At 47.2% G+C, this 17,357-nt stretch carries 14 protein-coding genes and 1 tRNA gene; 5 read left to right on the top strand and 10 right to left on the bottom strand.

The features are described 5' to 3' along the window. The first annotated feature begins 28 nt into the window (after positions 1-28). Positions 29-2,098: a hypothetical protein gene (locus EZJ49_RS05315; RefSeq protein ID WP_262554998.1), complete on the top strand. Its 2,070-nt coding sequence runs from the start codon at positions 29-31 to the stop codon at positions 2,096-2,098. Continuing rightward, positions 2,082-4,028: an adenylate cyclase gene (locus tag EZJ49_RS05320; protein WP_262554999.1), complete on the top strand. Its 1,947-nt coding sequence runs from the start codon at positions 2,082-2,084 to the stop codon at positions 4,026-4,028. The genes EZJ49_RS05315 and EZJ49_RS05320 overlap by 17 nt, the downstream gene beginning before the upstream one ends. On the opposite strand, the gene EZJ49_RS05325 is transcribed toward EZJ49_RS05320, so the two are convergent. The 5 genes from EZJ49_RS05325 to EZJ49_RS05345 all read right to left on the bottom strand — a co-directional run bounded on the left by EZJ49_RS05325 (position 4,025) and on the right by EZJ49_RS05345 (position 9,435). After that, positions 4,025-4,660, bottom strand: coding sequence for a DedA family protein (locus EZJ49_RS05325; protein WP_410468758.1), 636 nt, complete (start codon positions 4,658-4,660; stop codon positions 4,025-4,027). The genes EZJ49_RS05320 and EZJ49_RS05325 overlap by 4 nt on opposite strands. A 70-nt stretch (positions 4,661-4,730) precedes the next feature. Further along, positions 4,731-4,820 (bottom strand) — tRNA-Ser (locus EZJ49_RS05330). A gap of 67 nt (positions 4,821-4,887) precedes the next feature. Next, on the bottom strand, positions 4,888-6,186 hold the full coding sequence (gene serS / locus EZJ49_RS05335; protein WP_262555003.1) for a serine--tRNA ligase: 1,299 nt from the start codon (positions 6,184-6,186) through the stop codon (positions 4,888-4,890). A 28-nt stretch (positions 6,187-6,214) separates the two neighbouring features. Beyond that, positions 6,215-6,523: a hypothetical protein gene (locus tag EZJ49_RS05340; RefSeq protein ID WP_262555004.1), complete on the bottom strand. Its 309-nt coding sequence runs from the start codon at positions 6,521-6,523 to the stop codon at positions 6,215-6,217. A 26-nt stretch (positions 6,524-6,549) separates the two neighbouring features. Further along, the gene (locus EZJ49_RS05345; protein WP_262555005.1) at positions 6,550-9,435 is read right to left on the bottom strand and encodes a tetratricopeptide repeat protein; all 2,886 of its coding nucleotides are present in this window, start codon (positions 9,433-9,435) and stop codon (positions 6,550-6,552) included. A gap of 260 nt (positions 9,436-9,695) precedes the next feature. On the opposite strand from EZJ49_RS05345, the gene EZJ49_RS05350 reads away from it, so the two are divergent. Together EZJ49_RS05350 and EZJ49_RS05355 are read left to right on the top strand one after the other, a co-directional pair. Continuing rightward, on the top strand, positions 9,696-10,094 hold the full coding sequence (locus EZJ49_RS05350) for a hypothetical protein (protein WP_262555006.1): 399 nt from the start codon (positions 9,696-9,698) through the stop codon (positions 10,092-10,094). A 148-nt stretch (positions 10,095-10,242) separates the two neighbouring features. Continuing rightward, a complete protein-coding gene (locus tag EZJ49_RS05355; protein WP_262555008.1) occupies positions 10,243-11,145 on the top strand; it encodes a polysaccharide deacetylase family protein in 903 nt (300 codons plus the stop codon). 42 nt (positions 11,146-11,187) lie between these two features. On the opposite strand, the gene murA is transcribed toward EZJ49_RS05355, so the two are convergent. The 4 genes from murA to EZJ49_RS05375 form a co-directional block, all read right to left on the bottom strand. Continuing rightward, positions 11,188-12,441: a UDP-N-acetylglucosamine 1-carboxyvinyltransferase gene (murA, locus tag EZJ49_RS05360; RefSeq protein WP_262555010.1), complete on the bottom strand. Its 1,254-nt coding sequence runs from the start codon at positions 12,439-12,441 to the stop codon at positions 11,188-11,190. Then, the gene (gene prmC / locus EZJ49_RS05365) at positions 12,434-13,315 is read right to left on the bottom strand and encodes a peptide chain release factor N(5)-glutamine methyltransferase (RefSeq protein WP_262555012.1); all 882 of its coding nucleotides are present in this window, start codon (positions 13,313-13,315) and stop codon (positions 12,434-12,436) included. Before prmC ends, murA begins: the two co-directional genes overlap by 8 nt. A gap of 3 nt (positions 13,316-13,318) precedes the next feature. Then, on the bottom strand, positions 13,319-14,392 hold the full coding sequence (prfA, locus tag EZJ49_RS05370) for a peptide chain release factor 1 (RefSeq protein ID WP_262555014.1): 1,074 nt from the start codon (positions 14,390-14,392) through the stop codon (positions 13,319-13,321). A gap of 114 nt (positions 14,393-14,506) precedes the next feature. Further along, complete coding sequence (locus EZJ49_RS05375) at positions 14,507-14,752, bottom strand: type B 50S ribosomal protein L31 (RefSeq protein WP_011162689.1); 246 nt, start codon at positions 14,750-14,752, stop codon at positions 14,507-14,509. A 331-nt stretch (positions 14,753-15,083) separates the two neighbouring features. On the opposite strand from EZJ49_RS05375, the gene EZJ49_RS05380 reads away from it, so the two are divergent. Then, positions 15,084-15,488, top strand: coding sequence for a hypothetical protein (locus EZJ49_RS05380; RefSeq protein WP_262555018.1), 405 nt, complete (start codon positions 15,084-15,086; stop codon positions 15,486-15,488). 76 nt (positions 15,489-15,564) lie between these two features. Here EZJ49_RS05380 and rho read toward each other — a convergent pair whose 3' ends face one another. Further along, entirely contained in the window at positions 15,565-17,304 is a 1,740-nt protein-coding gene (rho, locus tag EZJ49_RS05385; RefSeq protein WP_410468747.1) for a transcription termination factor Rho, read from the bottom strand. Between the last annotated feature and the right edge of the window lie 53 nt (positions 17,305-17,357).

Genomic DNA, 17,357 nt, shown 5'->3' on the forward strand with positions numbered 1-17,357 from the left:
TTATTGGGTTTTTACCGATGTATTGGACGTGAAAGTAATCATCGCCATTCTCTATTTGCTTCCAAATCTGTGGGCTCAAACACCACAGCGTAAGGCATTGGATGCAAGCAAGATCCTTTATAATCCCGGCGGCCGCGAAGTCGGTCGTTTTGTGATTTCATATAAGGACTATGAAGACATCCGCATTGATAGCGATTGGGACGGTCAAATTGATCACTGGTATCTGCGAAAAGGTGCCAGCGAAGTTCATGTCAGTTTTGAGCATGGGCAACCAAGCCACTTTAAAATCAAGCATGTAGGCTCTAAAATTGTTAGCCTGGTTTCTTACAACAAAGTAGGCCAAAAATTTCTTCTAGAGTCAGCAACCCAAAGAGCGCCTATTCTGATGAATCTTTCCGAGGAAGAAGTAAAATGCGAAATCGAAAAAATCCAAGAGAAAATGAAATCATTTGCTGAGAATATTCAAGAAACGTCTCTAATGAAGTTGATCGACACTAAATTAGTGTCGTCCGAATGTTACGAAAATCTGGAAAAAAAAGAACTTAGCTCCATACAAAGTGGATTAAAAAGTTCCCTTAGTAAAAGATCAGGTCTAAATAGCTGCCTTACTGACCCTAAGTTCCTTGAGCTTGCCAAAGAAAATAACACACTTAAAACTCCACCAGAGCTCTTGATTGCACGATATCAACTTCAGGCAGCACAACTTACACATCAAATCGAAGACAACTCCCCACTAATAAGATGCGAACCAGTCGAGGGACAAAGTGCAGTCATCAGTACCACCGAAAAAAGACAAATTCATATAAACACACCGCTTCTGGAAAAAAATAAGAGCCGTATAAATAGCACAGAAATAGAACATGAACTTCTTCATCGTGCGGGCCTTGAATCCGAAGATGATGTAAAAGTCGTGGAATCAATCTGTATAAAAAAAAGTATGCGATTGGCTAGCAACAGTACAAATACAAAGTCATTTCAAGGGATAATTTCTAACGAAAAGGTCTCCCAAGCTATCGAGGATGTGGGCAGCGAAAACACAGCCAACGTAAAAACCGGCGAAAGCAAAAGACCAGATGCCTCAGCACAGCCGAAAACAAAAGGCACAGAGGTCGCAAAGTCTCCCGCAGCGGAGAAAGCACCGGCACGAGCACCTGCTGCGACAGGAAACCAAGTCGCTGCTTCCCAAGCCACGGCTAACATCCCAAAAGAAATGACCGTTGCGCAAACCAGTATTCCGGAAGCTCCTAGGCTGTCAGAGTCTATCAGCAATCCCGCTCCTGCAACTGAAGCAGGATCTCAGCAGGCTTTAACCAGATCCGCTTCTGAAAGCAGTGGTGTTCTAAGAATGGCCAACAACTTGGTTGGCGCCATGAATTCTCGGGCCACTGCTTCCGACACACTGGCCGACAAAAATTCCGACACTTCATCAAAGTCAGAAGTTTCATCCAGCAGTTCCAGTGATTCTAAATCTGCCAGCAGCAGTAAGGCTAAATCAAACCCATTTGCCACTCTATCTCGTGACAAGGTCGGCTCCGGCGAAAGAGTCGTGGAACAAATCACTCTTGATGGCAATAACGTCCAAGCAGCCTCTGCAACATCTTCATCATCACGGGAAATCAGTGGTGCCAGAGTCGCTCAAGCCGCCGGTCCTTCGGGCGCAAAAAACAATGCGCCAACCGGACAAGGTGAGGTGGCTCGCGGAACCGCATCCTCCGGCAGCGGATTCTCTGGTGGCGGAGGACCAGGTTTCAATGCTGCGACCCCATCAATGGGAGGAAGTTCTGGAGGCTCCCCATCCAGAGCACCGGCGGCAGTCAATCCTTCTATCGAAGCAAAGCAACGCCCCACAGATCAAAAGGCAGACAACTCAGCACCACGGCAGCAAGCCTCTGCGAATGTATCTCGCGACGAAGTGGTTACGTTTATTTCCAATAACAGTTACCGGGTAACCAAAGAAAAACTGCAAAAACCAGAGTTTAAAAAACAGCTGGAAACACAGAAGATCACAGTTCTTGATCTTTACGGAAACACCGTAGGGGCCCCTAGAGGCGAAGTTATCTTCCTTGACCAAGGAGACAGATTTGTTCGCCAAAAATAGACGACAGTCGGTCGTGATATCCATTATTGCAGTCTTCTGGCTGGGCTATGTCGTTACCAGTTCGGCTCAATTCTATATGAATGTCAAAAAGGCCACTGAAGATGAAATTCTTCGCAGACAGCAGCAAATGCAGTTTGTTCAGGAAAGCTTTATTCCCGCTGTTCTTTCCGACAATGAAAGCCTTTTCAAAGACAGACTGGAAAGCGCCCGAAAAATTCATCTGGTGGATTTCTATATCCTTCAAAAAGGTACTGATGTCATAGCTTGGCACAATAACTTTAACAATCTGGATGGCATCAACGTTGACTATCAGGTTTTCAATCAGATTCTTCAGAACGACGAGTTGGCATTTAGAACCGTCAAGCTGATGGACTATAGATTTACAGTCGGAGTCTTTCAAAAGAAGAACGACATCATGTGGCACACAGCCCTTAATATGAAAGGCCTGATCATTCAGGACATCCTGATCGTGACCCTTTTGGCCGGGCTTATTGTCTATGTCTTCCTTAAAGACATCTTAAGCCTGACAAAGATTCTTTCTACCCGCGATCGTTCAAAACTGGCTTCGGTGAAATCATTTTCCAAAGAGGGTCTGACCCTTCTTAAAGCCACGCAAAGCTATGAAAACACCAAGCAGTATCTGGAGCATGAAAACAGATACTACTCAGACTCCCTGACGCCAGCGATTTTACACGAGATGAAGTCCGGCCAAAAAGCTCCTTACGCCTTCCAAAGCACCATGATCCGCGTGGATCTGAATGGATACACACAGATCTTTTTGGAAAAGAAGGACGAATACGTCACCGACATCATGAATGCTTATTTTATTCAGGCGCGTGAACTCATCGAACGCTACAACGGATTGATTTATCAATATGTGGGGGATGAAATCGTCTTCCACATCAAAGAAGGATCACAAAATTCCCAAGCCATGGCCCTGGCTTGTCTGCGCAGTGTTTTCAAGGCGGCACAGGATATTGAAGATTCCCTGCCAGCAGAAGCCGATCACTGCTTCAAGGTCAAAGGCAGCTTTGTTCTGGGTAAAATTCGTTTCGTAAATCAGGATTCCGGGTTTGCTCTGAGTGGTCTTCCGCTGATTGAATCCGCTCGTCTTTTAAGTCAGGTGGATGACAAGGCTTCCAGCTCCGCAACATTCTATGCAGAGGCTTCAGAATCTTTGAAAGAACTTTGCACCATCGCGGATACCAAGGAAACATTGTTAAAAGGATTCTCTAAACCATCAACTTTGTATCGCGCAAAAGAATTCACCAAAGTGGAAGAGGCTTTGGATCGTGACGTCACATTGCTCACATACTTCCGCAGCGATGAGGATCTTGTCTATGCCTATGAGTTCCTGACCAAAAAACTTATGGCAGGGAATGACAGTGCTTTCTTTACAGCTTTCAACATTCTAAAGACTTTCAAGGTCAAGATGAGCACTGAGAACCAAGCAGATGGCTTTACTCGATTCCTAAGTGATATTCTAAATCTTAATCGGGAGAACAAAGCCAACGACAAGGTTTTGTCGGCAGCCATTTCCCTGGCTTCTAACTTTGTGCCTCCTTATTTGGTAAAAGAAAATCTGCTGGAACAACTTGGTGTCTGCCTGGAACATAGCGACCATCGTGTCCAAGCCAATGCGATTATCGTGTTAGGGGATCTTGCCAAAGACATCGCCTTCCTGCGCCGCTTTGTTTATTCCAAAAACAACCGCGTATCAGCCGATGCTTTGCTAGTCAGTGGTAAAAGAGATTTAGATAAAGAGCTGACCGAAAAATTGAAAGAGTATCTGGATTCCAAAAATCCACTCTTCCAAGCCAGCGGCCGCTTTGTGGTGAAATCACTGGGCGAGCACTATAGAAGTTCGGACCCTATTTTCTATGAAACCAATCCGCATTTAAAAGAGCTTCTCACGAAGCTCAGTGCTTAAACACTCTTCTTCTTCAACTTACTGGAAATCCACGGCCATACCATCGGGATCAAAGACACCCCGATCACGCCGAAGATCACGATATGGAAATTCTGTTTCACGACTGGCAGATTTCCAAAGAAATGCCCCGCCAAAACAAAGAGCCAAACCCAAGCCACTGCGCCCGCAACATTGTAAATGATGAACTTGCGGTACCGCATTTCACCAATACCAGCAACAAACGGAGCAAACGTGCGAACAATTGGAGCAAAACGTGCCGCTACAATCGTGAAAGCTCCCCAGCGCTCATAGAAAGCATGTGTTTGATCCAGATATTCTTTTTTGAAGAAGCGCGAATTGGATTCAAAAACTTTCGGCCCCAGATACTTTCCAATATGATAGTTCACGGTATCACCCAAAATCCCGGCAATCGTCAGGCTGATTAAAATCACCCAAAGATTCAGACCACCTTCAACAACGGTGAACGCGCCCAGGGCAAACAACAGGGAATCCCCCGGCAAGAAAGGCGTTACCACCAAACCAGTTTCAGCAAAGATGATCAGGAAAAGAATCACATACAGCCACGGGCCAAAGAACACGATCCATTCGGCGATATGTTTATCAAGGTGAAGGATGATATCGACAAGTTCCATCATAAAGACCCCCGAACGGATAAAAGGAAGACCCCAGAAACACAAAAACCGCCTTATCGGCGGTTTATGATGGCGGAGAGTGAGGGATTCGAACCCTCGAGCCCCGCGAAGGGCTGCCAGTTTTCAAGACTGGTGTATTCAACCGCTCTACCAACTCTCCGTGGACCGTTTTATGGGTTTTGACGAGAGTATTCAAGCAGTTGTTTCCATGTCGCGGCGCTTCTGAATTACTTCGCGCGGATCTCTGTGCGGCCACCCATATAAGACTGTAACGCCTTAGGGATCGCCACAGAACCATCTTCACGCTGGTAGTTTTCAAGGATCGCCACCAAAGTACGTCCCACTGCCAAACCAGATCCGTTCAGTGTATGAACGAACTGAGGTTTGCCACCCGCTGTACGGAAACGAATATTCGCACGGCGAGCCTGGAAGTCTTCAAAGTTAGAGCAAGAGCTGATCTCACGATAAGCATTCTGACCCGGCAACCAAACTTCCAGATCATGAGTTCTGGCAGATCCGAAGCCCATATCACCCGTACACAAAAGCATACGACGGAAAGGCAGTTCCAAATCCAAAAGCACTTGTTCTGCGTGAGTCGTCAATGCCTCGTGAACTTCGTAAGACTTGTCCGGGTGACAGAAGGTCATCAACTCCACTTTGTCGAACTGATGCTGACGAATCAGACCCTTCGTATCACGTCCGGCACTGCCAGCCTCGGAACGGAAGCACGGGGAAAATGCACAGAAACTCTGTGGCAAATCTTTTTCATCCAAAATTTCGTTGTTGTAGTAATTCGTCACAGGAACTTCTGCCGTCGGGATCAGATAATAATCGGTCCCTGTCAGATGGAAGACGTCTTCTTTAAATTTAGGGAAGTTTCCTGTGCCCACCAAGCTGTTGCTGTTCACCATGAAGGGCGGAATCATTTCCGTATAGCCGTGACGGGTAGAGTGCATGTCCATCATAAACTGAATCAAAGCACGCTCCAACTGCGCCGCCGCCCCTTTCATAAAGGCAAAACGCGCGCCCGTTACTTTTCCAGCTCTTTCAAAATCAATGATATTCAGAGCTTCACCCAGCTCCCAATGTTCTTTGGCTTTGAAAGAAAACTGGGTTGGAGTTCCCACCACTTTAAGCTCTTTATTGTCTTTTTCAGAAGAACCCACCGGAACAGAAGAGTGCGGCTTGTTTGGAAGGATCAACGCCAGGTTCGTCACCTGTTGATCCGCTTCGGCTGCTTTCGCTTCCAGTTCCTTTACTTGAGTTTTTAGCACATCCACTTCAGCCAGAATCTTGGAAGCATCACCGCCTTCGCGTTTGATCTTGCCAATTTCCCCGCTAAGTTTGTTTTGATTGGCCTTTGCGCTTTCCGCCTGAGTGATCATTTCTTTGCGCTTTTTATTCAGCTCCATGATCTGCTCAAGCACTTCTGTCGAAGCTCCGCGATTTACAAGCGCCTGCTTGTACTCATCGTAGTAAGAGGTTCCGTTCTCTGCTTTCTTTTCCAGAAGTTTAATATCAATCATCGCAAATTCCTTCTACTTAACAACGCCCTTAAGGGGCCACCAGTATATACATTCTTAGCAGCATCACGACAAGAACACAGATCAGGTCAAAAATTAAAATCTGACCAATGCTCCAGTTCGCCAGAATCTTCATCAATGCCGCAACCACCACGACCATCACAAATAACAACGCAAAAGTGCCATAACCCATCAGCTCTTGACCGATCAAAGCCAGGGTCAAACCCAGCAACAATCCAGTGACCAAGCGCAGGCCAATATGAAAGAGTGAAATTGTGGATGATTTAACGCCCTCTTGAGCGCTACTTGCCAGTCCGCGCATTTTATCGCCGATTCCCATGGCCTTGATTCCTCCGTTGTCCGTCCTTAGTTGCCAAGCCTCATCATTTTCGCTTCTATTTCAGCACGATCCAATGCGTTTGGCGAGAGTCCTAAATATTTATTATACGCTTGCGCCGCAGAGCGGGTGTCGCCCTTCATTTCATAGATGGCACCCTGTTCCCGGTAAATTTCGGCATAACCGCTTTCCCGAGCCGATGCCAGGGCTAACATGTCCTCTGCCACATCCAAAGAGCCCGATTGACGATAGCACTGAGCCGACTTCACGTAGATATCCGCCCCTTGTGGCCGCAACTTCATCGCCGTGGAATACTCGGCCGCACACTCCGCATACTGACGACGGGCCGTATAGACTTCAGCCGCCAGCACATAGGAATCCGCGACATTGGGATTTAGTTTCTTTTCAGCCTTGGATGCTTCCAATGCCGTGGCAAAATCACCCGAAGCGAACGCCGCCTTACCAACATAGTAATGCGTTCGTGGATAGTTCGGATTCAACCTTTGCACGCGTTTGAACTGCTGAATGGCTTCCTCAAAGCGGCTGGTTTCCAAATACAATTTGCCGGCTTGGAATAACGCTTCTCCATCCGTGGGGTCCAAGACCGCAGCACTTAGGAAAGCCTTCAAGGCCCGGTCATTCAGCCCCAGAGCTTTTTCACTTTCACCCAAACCCAGCCATGCTTTTTTACTGCGTGGATCGGCCTCCGCCGCGCGCTCGTAAATTTCCTTGGCCTGACTGTAACGGTCTTCTGACTTATAAACTTCCGCCAAGGCAATACGGTAATCCATCGTGTAAGAGAACCGCTTAATCAGTTCATTCAGGTAAGTAATTCCCGAATCGACACCGTTGGTTTGCGCCAGCATCTTGGCATAGGTGATTTGTGCATCTGGATTGGTGGCATCAATTTCCACCGCCTTGGTCGCATAACGAATGGCATCTTTAGCGGCATTTTCTTTGCGCTCAATTTCTTTTTTATTGATGGGAACAATTGAACGAGCCAACAAACCATTGGCTTTGGACAGCAGAATGAATGTCTCAATATCCCCATCATAAGCCTTTGCCGCACGCAGGGCATAGTTGATGGTCCCGACCATGTTGTTTTTGCGGAATTCAAGCTGCGCCAAACCACGCAAAACTTCATAGTTGTTCGGAGCAATTCGCATCGCATTGGTCAGAATCTGCAAAGCCCCGACAAAATCAAAGCGCTGGGACATATAGTCCGCTTGCAGAACATAGGCCGAAACCAGCTTCGGTTCCGCCTTGATGGATTTATTCAGCCATTCAATGGCTTCAAAACTTTGATTCAGCTGCCACAGAGCTTTTGCGGCCTTCATCGCTGCGGTCCCGTTTTTGGGATCTGCCTCAAACGCTGCCTTGAATTCTGCCTGTGCCGCCAGGAAGTCCCCTTGGCGCACGTACTGATCCCCCAGATACAGCAATTCGTTGTTTCGGCCTTTTTCGCCTTTGATCTTGTCACTTCCGCCCAGTCGAATCACCAACTGGCGAAGCTCTCCGTTATTAGGATTTAAAGCAAATGCCTTCTGAGCAATATCCAGAGCTTTCTTTTTCTCTCCGCGCAGAACGAAGATTTCCGCCAAAGCACCGTAGCCTTCAGCTTCAATCAAGGAAGGAATACGACCTTTGGATTCCAGTGCAGAATTTAACAAAGAATAAGCTGTGTCTGATTTCTTAAACCCCTTATATTCAACAAGGCCCGCTGCCACCTTGGCTTCTTTGTGCTTCGGATTTTTCGCCAGCACATTACGAAGGAGGGTTGCAGAAGACGTGAAGTCCCCCTGCTGATAAAGAACTTCGGCCAGTGCCACCTGCGGATCAAGCCACTTTTCCCAAAGCTGTGTCGCTTTTTCAAAGTACGGAACCGCATTCAGATAATCTTTTTCACCCGCCAGAAGCTCCGCTTTAAAACTGTACAAAACAGGCAAAAGAGAAAACGGCTCAGAGCTTTCCAAGGTTGCTTCAATAGCCCCTTTGGCTTCCTTATAGCGACCTGCCGTCAGCAGCTTAACTGCTTCACAAACTTGCCCAAAGGGACTGACCACATTCAGCGCCCGTGTCGCCTGAGTCACTGAGGCAATCGTTCTGATATCCTGAGCATCCTGCACAGCATACGGCCACAGCTCGTAGTACACCACACACAGCAACGCGCGCACTTCGATATTCATCGGCGCGCCTTCGATAATGCTAACCAACTTATTCTGCGCAGAAGCATAGGATTCAAACGTATCCTGTTCCATGGCGAACAGAGCCTCATTCAACTTTTCTTTCACCGCTTGATCTGACAAGGTGGCACCAGCTTTCCCCGGTGCCAGAAGATGAATCTTGGACCCATCGGCCGGACCATTATCCCACAGCAACCACACACCCAGGACAATCACAACTGCCAGAATCAAAGCGGGGACCTTCAGGGATTTTTGCAATTCACCTTTTTCCATGTTCTTCACATTGGAAAGTTCAATGACAGAATCCTTGTCACCACCAGAAGGTACAGAAGCAATCTTTGCCGCCGGAGGAATATAAGCAGGTGTATCCAATACATCAATTTGCTGCAAAAGCGGCTTTTGATTCGCAGGGGGAGCAAAAACATTCTCTGTATTGGTTTCGGTTTTCGGTTTTGATGGCTTCGGAGCCTGAATGATGACCGTTTCAGCTTCCATCTTCTGGGCTTTTTTCGGATCGACATCAACGATGCCCTCCAAAGCTTCCAGAAGTTTGTCGTAGAAAGCGGGCTCTTTGGAAATCAACGTCCACTGACCGTCAGGCAAACGAGAGATCATTTCCTGACCGGAAAATACACCCTCGCCAATCATGCGAAGAATGGCTTCTGTCGAGTAAGGTCCCTTGACCTGACCCTTTCTAGTTTTAACAACCCAAGTTACCTGAATGCGTGACATAGACACTTGATTATATTGTGGTTTTTAGCAAAGAACTATGTCGCCGAGAAGACCGTCTCAAGGTCTGTGCTTTGGTCAAGGAAGATGGTTCCAGAATAGAACCTTAAACCCATAATGGAATTACCTCTGGTTCCGATTTGAGTTTGGGGCTGCCTTTAATCGGACCTCAAATCGAATATAAAGCATTCTCACGACTGTCTCATATTGGCACAGCCTTTGCTTTATAAGATATCGTTAGATCGTGATTTGGGGAGTTAATAGTGATCCGAAACGCATTGATAGCAGTTTATATTTTGGTAGTTCTCGCGATTTCAGCAGTGGCTCGCGCGGGTGTACTTCCAAACAATGCGCTAGGTGAAGAAGCCGGTGTTTCCGACCTTCAAAACTATAACTTCAAAACTCACACTGGTGAAGTTGTGGCTTTGGCTGATGGCACCCTTGTTTTGGCAATGGCAGATCAGCAAACTTTCTTCGTATTGAAGTCACAGTTCGATCTAACTCCTTACATTGGTTATAAAGTTATGATGAGCGGTATTGAACTTGAGCATCAACTTGCTCCCAACTTCGAACTTGAAACTGTGGACCCCCTCCCTGGTTTCGGTTTTGGGAACAAAACGGTCGTCTTCTTTGTGTTTGGTATCAGCGAAGCTACTTTGTAGTTTCATGTCATTAAGTCTCAGCCCCATCCCCTCCGCGGGCTGAGACTGTTCTTTTTTCTCTTAAAAAGGCCTACGGATCCCCCTCCTTGTAGGCCTTTTTCTTTTTTATCAGTTCCACTTTTTAAATTCAGATGCCATGGTTAGATCCATGAACAGATTCTTACTTTTTAGCTTCACTTTCTTCGCATTGTCCCAGGCATCCGCAGCCGAAGTCAGCATCACCATGGATGATTTCAATGTTCACCAGGAAACGCTGTTGCCCGCAAACAAACGTAACGACCGGATTCTGAAGGCTTTAAAGAAACACAAAATAAAAGCCGGTCTTTTTGTCACCTGCAAATATCTACAGGATGAAGGCGACCGCAAACTTCTGGCCGAGTGGTCCACACAAGGGCATCTTATTGGCAATCACACCGTCAACCACCGCAGATTCGACAGCAGAATTTCCACCGAAGAACAGATCGCTGAAATTCAACAATGTGAAGAACAACTTAAGGATCAGAAGAATTTCAAAAAGATCTTTCGTTTTCCCATGCTGGCAGAAGGGGACACGGTTGAAAAACGTGACGCCGTCCGTTCCTGGATGCAAAAGAATAGCTACCGCTGGGGGCATGTCACCATTGATGCCTCGGACTGGTATGTGGATCAGCGACTGCGCGATAAAATCGCAAAAGATCCCCAATTTGACTTAAACAAATTCAAAGACTTCTACCTGAAACACATGTGGGAGCGGGCTCAGTACTACAATGAGCTTTCCAAAAAGGTTCTGGGACATGAAGTGAAACATACGCTGCTGGTGCACTTTAATCTTCTCAATGCACTTTTCCTGGATGATCTTATTCAGATGTTTAAAGATCACGGCTGGAAGGTGATCGATGCACAGAAAGCTTTTAAGGACCCCGTGTACAAGAAGCTCCCCAACAGCATGCCATCAGGACAAAGTTTAATCTGGGGCCTGGCCAAGGAAAGCGGGAAGTTTGAATCCGAACTTCGATATCCCGGTGAAAACGACACTTACGAAAAAGAGAAAATGGATGCCCTGGGACTTTAAGTTCCAAAAAAACAAAAGCCCTGATCATTCAGGGCTTTTTTATTATTCAATTCTTTTGATACTCGCACCCAAAGAAGACAGCTTGTCTTCCAGTTTTTCATACCCACGATCCAAGTGATAGATACGACTGACAACAGTTTCGCCGGAAGCCACAAGCCCCGCCAAAACCAGCGAAGCACTAGCACGCAAGTCCGTCGCCATGACTGGTGCCCCAGTCAAATGACCCGGATTTCCACGGATAACCGCCACGCGTGTCTTCGGAGTGATATCTGCACCCAAACGACAAAGTTCTGTCACGTGCATGAAGCGGTTTTCAAATACTGTTTCTGTGATAACGCTTGTTCCGTGCGCCACAGTCATCAACGCCATAAACTGTGCCTGAAGATCTGTTGGGAATAACGGGTGAGGAGCCGTGGTCACATCCACCGCCTCCCATCTTTCACATGGGAATACAGTCATGGTATCTTTAGTGGTTTCAATTTTGAATCCCGCTTCGCGCATTTTTAGAATCAATGCTTCCAAATGCGCCGGAACACATTTTGTAACAGTCACCTGACCTCTGGTGATTGCGCCTGCGATCAGCAAAGTTCCGGCTTCAATACGATCCGGCATGATGGAATGCTTCGCAGGCTTTAACTGCTGCACACCTTCGATGCGAATCACGCTTGTGCCGTGACCTGTGATCTTCGCGCCCATTTTGTTTAGATATTCGGCCAAGTCCACGATCTCGGGTTCTTTCGCGGCATTTTCAAGAATGGTAGTACCGTTAGCCAAAGTGGCTGCCATCATCACATTCTCGGTTCCGCCAACTGTCACAGTTTCAAAAAGGAAAGTGGAACCTTGCAATTTCGGAGAACCCGCGTGAACGTAGCCCTCTTTTTGTGTGATGGTCGCACCCAAAGCTTTAAAACCATCCAAGTGCAGATCAATCGGACGACTGCCAATTGCACAGCCACCCGGCTGGGAAACGACAGCTTCACCATATTTTGCCAGCATCGGGCCCATACACAGGAAGCTTGCGCGCATTTTGCGAACAAGATCGTAAGAAGCTTCAAAAGAAGATGGCTTATTCACCGTCACGTGGAATTCTTCACCCACCCACTTGGTCTCACATCCCAGGCTGTTCAAAAGCTCAGACGTGGATTCAATATCCTTCAGCTTCGGCATGTTGGTGAAAACGTGTGTGCCCTCTGCCAGAAGAGTCGAAAACAAAATTGGCAGAGCAGCGTTCTTCGCACCACTCGTAGCGACAGTACCTTTTAGCGGGCCATTGCCCGTGACGACCATTTTATCCATGTGTTTCTCCGCGGATGACTCTATCATGCCCAGAAAGATCTTTGATGACACTGATTTCGTTAAATATTTTTAAGCTTTCATAAGCCTGCTTCATTGCAGCCCCTTGGCTCATTCCCATTTCCATCAGCATCAAACCGGGCGTCTTCAGGTAGGGGGCAAATGCTGCCGACCATGCCCTTAATAGGGCCAAACCTTCTTCTTCCGCATAAAGCGCGGAATTAGGTTCATATTTTTTAACGTTTTCTTCAACTTGAGGATCATTCGGTGCAATGTAGGGTGGATTGGAAACCAGCACATCGATCTGTGTCTTTCCGGTAAAATCCTTGTAAGCCGACATAACCGCATCGACATTTCCCGCATCACAGTTCAGGAATTGAACCCGGTCCGCCACATCCAACACTTGTGCATTTCTTTGTGCCGTTTCAATCGCCCCGGCAGAAAGATCCACAGCGATAAGCTTTGCCTGCGGATATTCCTTCAAAAGGCTCAAGCCAATACAACCACTGCCACAGCCCAGATCCACGAAGCCCCAAGGCTGCGTTTTATCCTGAGCCCACGCCAACACATCTTCCACAATATGCTCAGTTTCAGGGCGGGGAATAAGGACGTTTGAGTTTACTTCAAAGCGATGGCCAAAAAAATCACGATAGCCAAGAATATAGGCCACGGGCTCTCCGGCAGCGCGACGGCGCACCAATTCGCGCAGAACGGCCAACTCTTCGTCCTTCATCGGCTGATCAAAGCGCAGATAAAGCTGAATGCGTTCCAGCTTCAGGCCGTGGGCCAAAAGCAGTTCCGCATCCAAACGTGGAGTATCGATTTTTTTGTCTTTGAAGAACGCTGTGGTTTTATCGAGTATTTCTTTTAGTTTCATTCATTAAGCAGAGACTTGTTTTTTAAGTGCCTCTGCTTGGAAGTTAGCAATGAGTGGGTCAATCAGCAACTCAAATGAGCCGCTCATAACCTGATCCAGCTGGTGAATCGTCAAGCCAATACGGTGATCAGTGATACGCGTCTGTGGGAAATTATAAGTGCGAATACGCTCTGAACGATCTCCGGTCCCGATTTGCTCCAAACGAACGTCGGAAGCCTCTTTACGGGCCTTTTCGTCCTCGATCTGCTGCAGTTTAGCGTAAAGGATCTGGAAAGCGCGCTCACGGTTGGAGGACTGTGATTTACCTTCCTGACATTTTACGTCGATTCCTGTCGGCAAGTGCACGATACGAACCGCAGATTCTGTTCTGTTCACCGACTGACCGCCAGAACCTTGAGAACGCATGGTCTCCATACGAATATCAGACATTGGAATCTTGATTTCAGAAACTTCCACTTCCGGAATAACGGCAACAGTCACCGTGGAAGTGTGAATACGGCCGGCTGCCTCGGTTTTTGGAACACGCTGAACGCGGTGAACACCGGATTCGTACTTCATTTTACTGAAAACAGAATCCCCGGTGATGCTGGCGATGATCTCTTTGGCTCCGCCGGCATTGCCTTCAGAGAAAGAAAGCATTTCCACCTTCCACCCTTGAGTGGAGGCATAGTGAACATAGCCACGGAAAAGTTCATCAGCAAACAACGCAGCCTCGTCCCCTCCGGCACCCGCACGAATTTCAAGAATGGTATTCTTGTCATCGTTCGGATCCCGGGGAATCAAAGCAATTTTCAACTGCTGCTCAAGATCTGGAAGTTCGGCCTCCAGCTCTTTCACCTCTTCGCGGATCAGCTCACGCATTTCTGCATCTTGTTCTGCGGTCAGAAGCTCTTTGCTGGCTTTCAGGTTTTCAGTTTTCTTGCGGTAGTCACGATAGACCAGAACGATCTTTTCCAGATTGCCCAGTTCCTTCATCAGCGCACGATACTGCGTCTGATTAGAGGCAATATCCGGTCTTTGAAGAGCCATATTGACTTCTTCGTAACGAGATTCAACTGCGTCTAACTTCGAGAACATGAAGAGCTCCTGCTCAGGCTGAGATGGAAAATGACTGTGGCTGAAAACGAAAATGCGGCTCGAACTTTGAACCGCATTTCATACAAGAACGTCCCCCGAACGGAGGTCTGAAATTTACTTCTTGCCGTAACGTTTTTTGAAACGATCGATACGACCTTCAGTATCCATCACACGTTGCTTACCAGTGAAGAACGGGTGAGATGCAGAAGAGATCTCAACTTTGATAAGAGGATATTCTTTACCATCTTCCCATTTAACAGTTTCGGAAGAATGAAGAGTAGATGTTCCCAAGAAACTGAAGTCGCAAGAGATATCTTTAAATACAACAGTATTTACTTTCGGGTGTAGGTTTTGTTTCATGACCTGATTCCTTCTAAATAATTTAACCTATGGGTCTTAAGCTGTAAGGATGTAACATACTGGCTACCCTGTGTCGAGCATAAATCGCTGATTTTATTGGCATCTTAGGGACTCCACCGAAGATCTTATAGTTTCCATAAACCTTAGAAATTCCATATACTTATTACCATATTTCCCATATTTCCCAGGTTTTAATACGGTTTTCAGACCCCGAGAAATCCGGACCTTTGAACCACAAAAACCCGGTTTGTATTTTTCCTCAGGAACTGCCTGATCGTTGAGCTCTTTCAGGGCGCCACCTACCCTTGATTGACCAACAAGGAGGTATTTCATGAAGTTTCTGGTCCCTTTTGCGGCCGTTCTGACTTTGTCTCAGGTGGCTTCAGCTGAAAGCATTTACTGCACGTTTACGGAACCTTTTCTGTCCGTGTCCTACAATTCGGACACCAATAAAGTAAAAGTGGAATCTCCGGATCAGGGAACTTTGGAAGTCCCGGGTAAAGTCACCTTTGATAAAGGTGGCATCATCACAATCACCACCGAAGGCATCAATCACAAACTGGCGGTGAATACCACCAAGGAAGGGTCAGATGGGATGTCTGACTTCGTCTATCCATTTGAAGGCGTCATTGATGACAGTCTTTACGGCGGCTGTGAAACAGATACTTTAAAAAAGTCCGAACCAGCTCCAGAACCACCGCCTCAACCTGAGCCTGAACCGCAACCAAATCCATAAAAACAAAAAGGGAGTCTTGCGACTCCCTTTCCATTTTCAATTTTAAACTCATCCATTCGCTAAAGAGCAAAGCTCTTTAGCCTGGTCCCGACATAGCTTTCAGGAAGTCTGTGTTGGTTTTTGTGCCTTCCACTTTGTCGATCAGGAATTCCATCGCGTCGATAACGTTCATCGGCGCCAATACTTTTCTCAAGATCCACAGGCGGTTCAAGTCAGCCTTATCAACCAACAAATCTTCCTTACGAGTGCCGGACTTGTTGATGTCCATGCAAGGGAAGATACGTTTTTCCATCAGCTTGCGATCCAAGTGGATCTCGGCATTACCGGTACCTTTAAATTCCTCGAAGATAACCTCATCCATACGGGAACCCGTATCTATCAAGGCTGTCGCGATGATAGTCAAAGATCCGCCTTCTTCGATGTTACGAGCCGCACCGAAGAAACGTTTTGGTTTGTGAAGAGCGTTGGAATCCACACCACCTGACAAAATTTTTCCAGAAGGAGGAACAACCGTGTTGTAAGCTCGTGCCAAACGAGTGATGGAATCAAGCAAAATGACAACGTCGTGTTTGTGTTCAACCAGACGTTTTGCTTTTTCGATAACCATCTCTGCAACCTGAACGTGACGAGTTGGTGGCTCATCGAACGTGGAGGATACAACTTCACCCTTCACAGTTCTTTGCATGTCGGTCACCTCTTCCGGACGTTCATCGATCAGAAGAACGATCAGCTTTACTTCCGGGTGATTGTGCGTGATCGCATTGGCAATTTGTTGCATCAAAACTGTTTTACCAGTTCTTGGCGGCGCCACGATTAAAGCACGCTGACCTTTTCCAAGCGGAGCCATCAAATCCACAACGCGTGTTGTGTATTCGCCAGGGCTGTGTTCCAGCTTCAGACGCTCGTTTGGATAAAGTGGTGTTAAGTTGTCGAACAGGATTTTATCTTTACCGTTTTCAGTGGTCTCGAAGTTCAGGGAGTCCACTTTCAACAATGCAAAGTAACGCTCGCCATCTTTCGGCGGACGAACTGTTCCTGTCACCGTGTCACCGGTTCTTAGACCGAAACGACGGATCTGGGACGGAGAAACATAGATATCATCCGGACCTGGCAGATAATTGTAGTCCGGAGAACGCAGGAAGCCGTAGCCATCCGGCAGGATTTCCAGAACGCCAGAACCATAAATGTCCTGACCCAGTTTTGCAGCACGCTTCAGGATTTCAAAGATCATGTCCTGACGACGAAGACCGGCGGCATTTTCAATTTTAAGCTTGGTCGCAAGCTCTGTCAGCTGCGTGATGTTTTTGGATTTCAAATCCTTGGAGGACAACCAGCTCTTTTCCTCATCGGTCAAAGAGATGTCTGCCAGATCCACGTCCTGCGCCTGAGCCGGCATGGTGGAGTGACCATCGTCACCCATTGGCTGACCTTCATCACGATTGCGGTCGTTTCTGAAGTCGCGACGTTGGTTGTTGTTACGGTCGTGGCGATGACCACCGCGATCATTTCTGTCACCACGGTCATTGCGATCTCCACGATCATTACGATCACGGTTGTCACGATTGTGCGGGCGGAAGTCACGGCGTTGGTTGTTCTGTTGGGGTCTGTCTTGGCGCGCTTCTGGAGCGGCAGCTTGAGGAGCTGCAGGTGCGGGGGTGTTTTCAGAAGCTGCTGGTGCCGCAGGGGCTGCTTCGGCTGCAGGTGCTTGGGAAGCCGCTGCAGGAGTTGGGGTTGAGGTTTCTTCAGTGGTACTCTTCGCTGTACGAGTACGTTTTTTTACCACCTCAACGCCTTGTTGATCTTTAGGTTCAGACAAACAAATTCTCCTTGTAGGATTTTAATCAGAAAAAAGAGCGATACTTAATAATT

Source organism: Bdellovibrio bacteriovorus, from assembly GCF_025558485.1.
In the GTDB taxonomy this organism is placed as follows: Bacteria; Bdellovibrionota; Bdellovibrionia; order Bdellovibrionales; family Bdellovibrionaceae; genus Bdellovibrio; species Bdellovibrio bacteriovorus_G.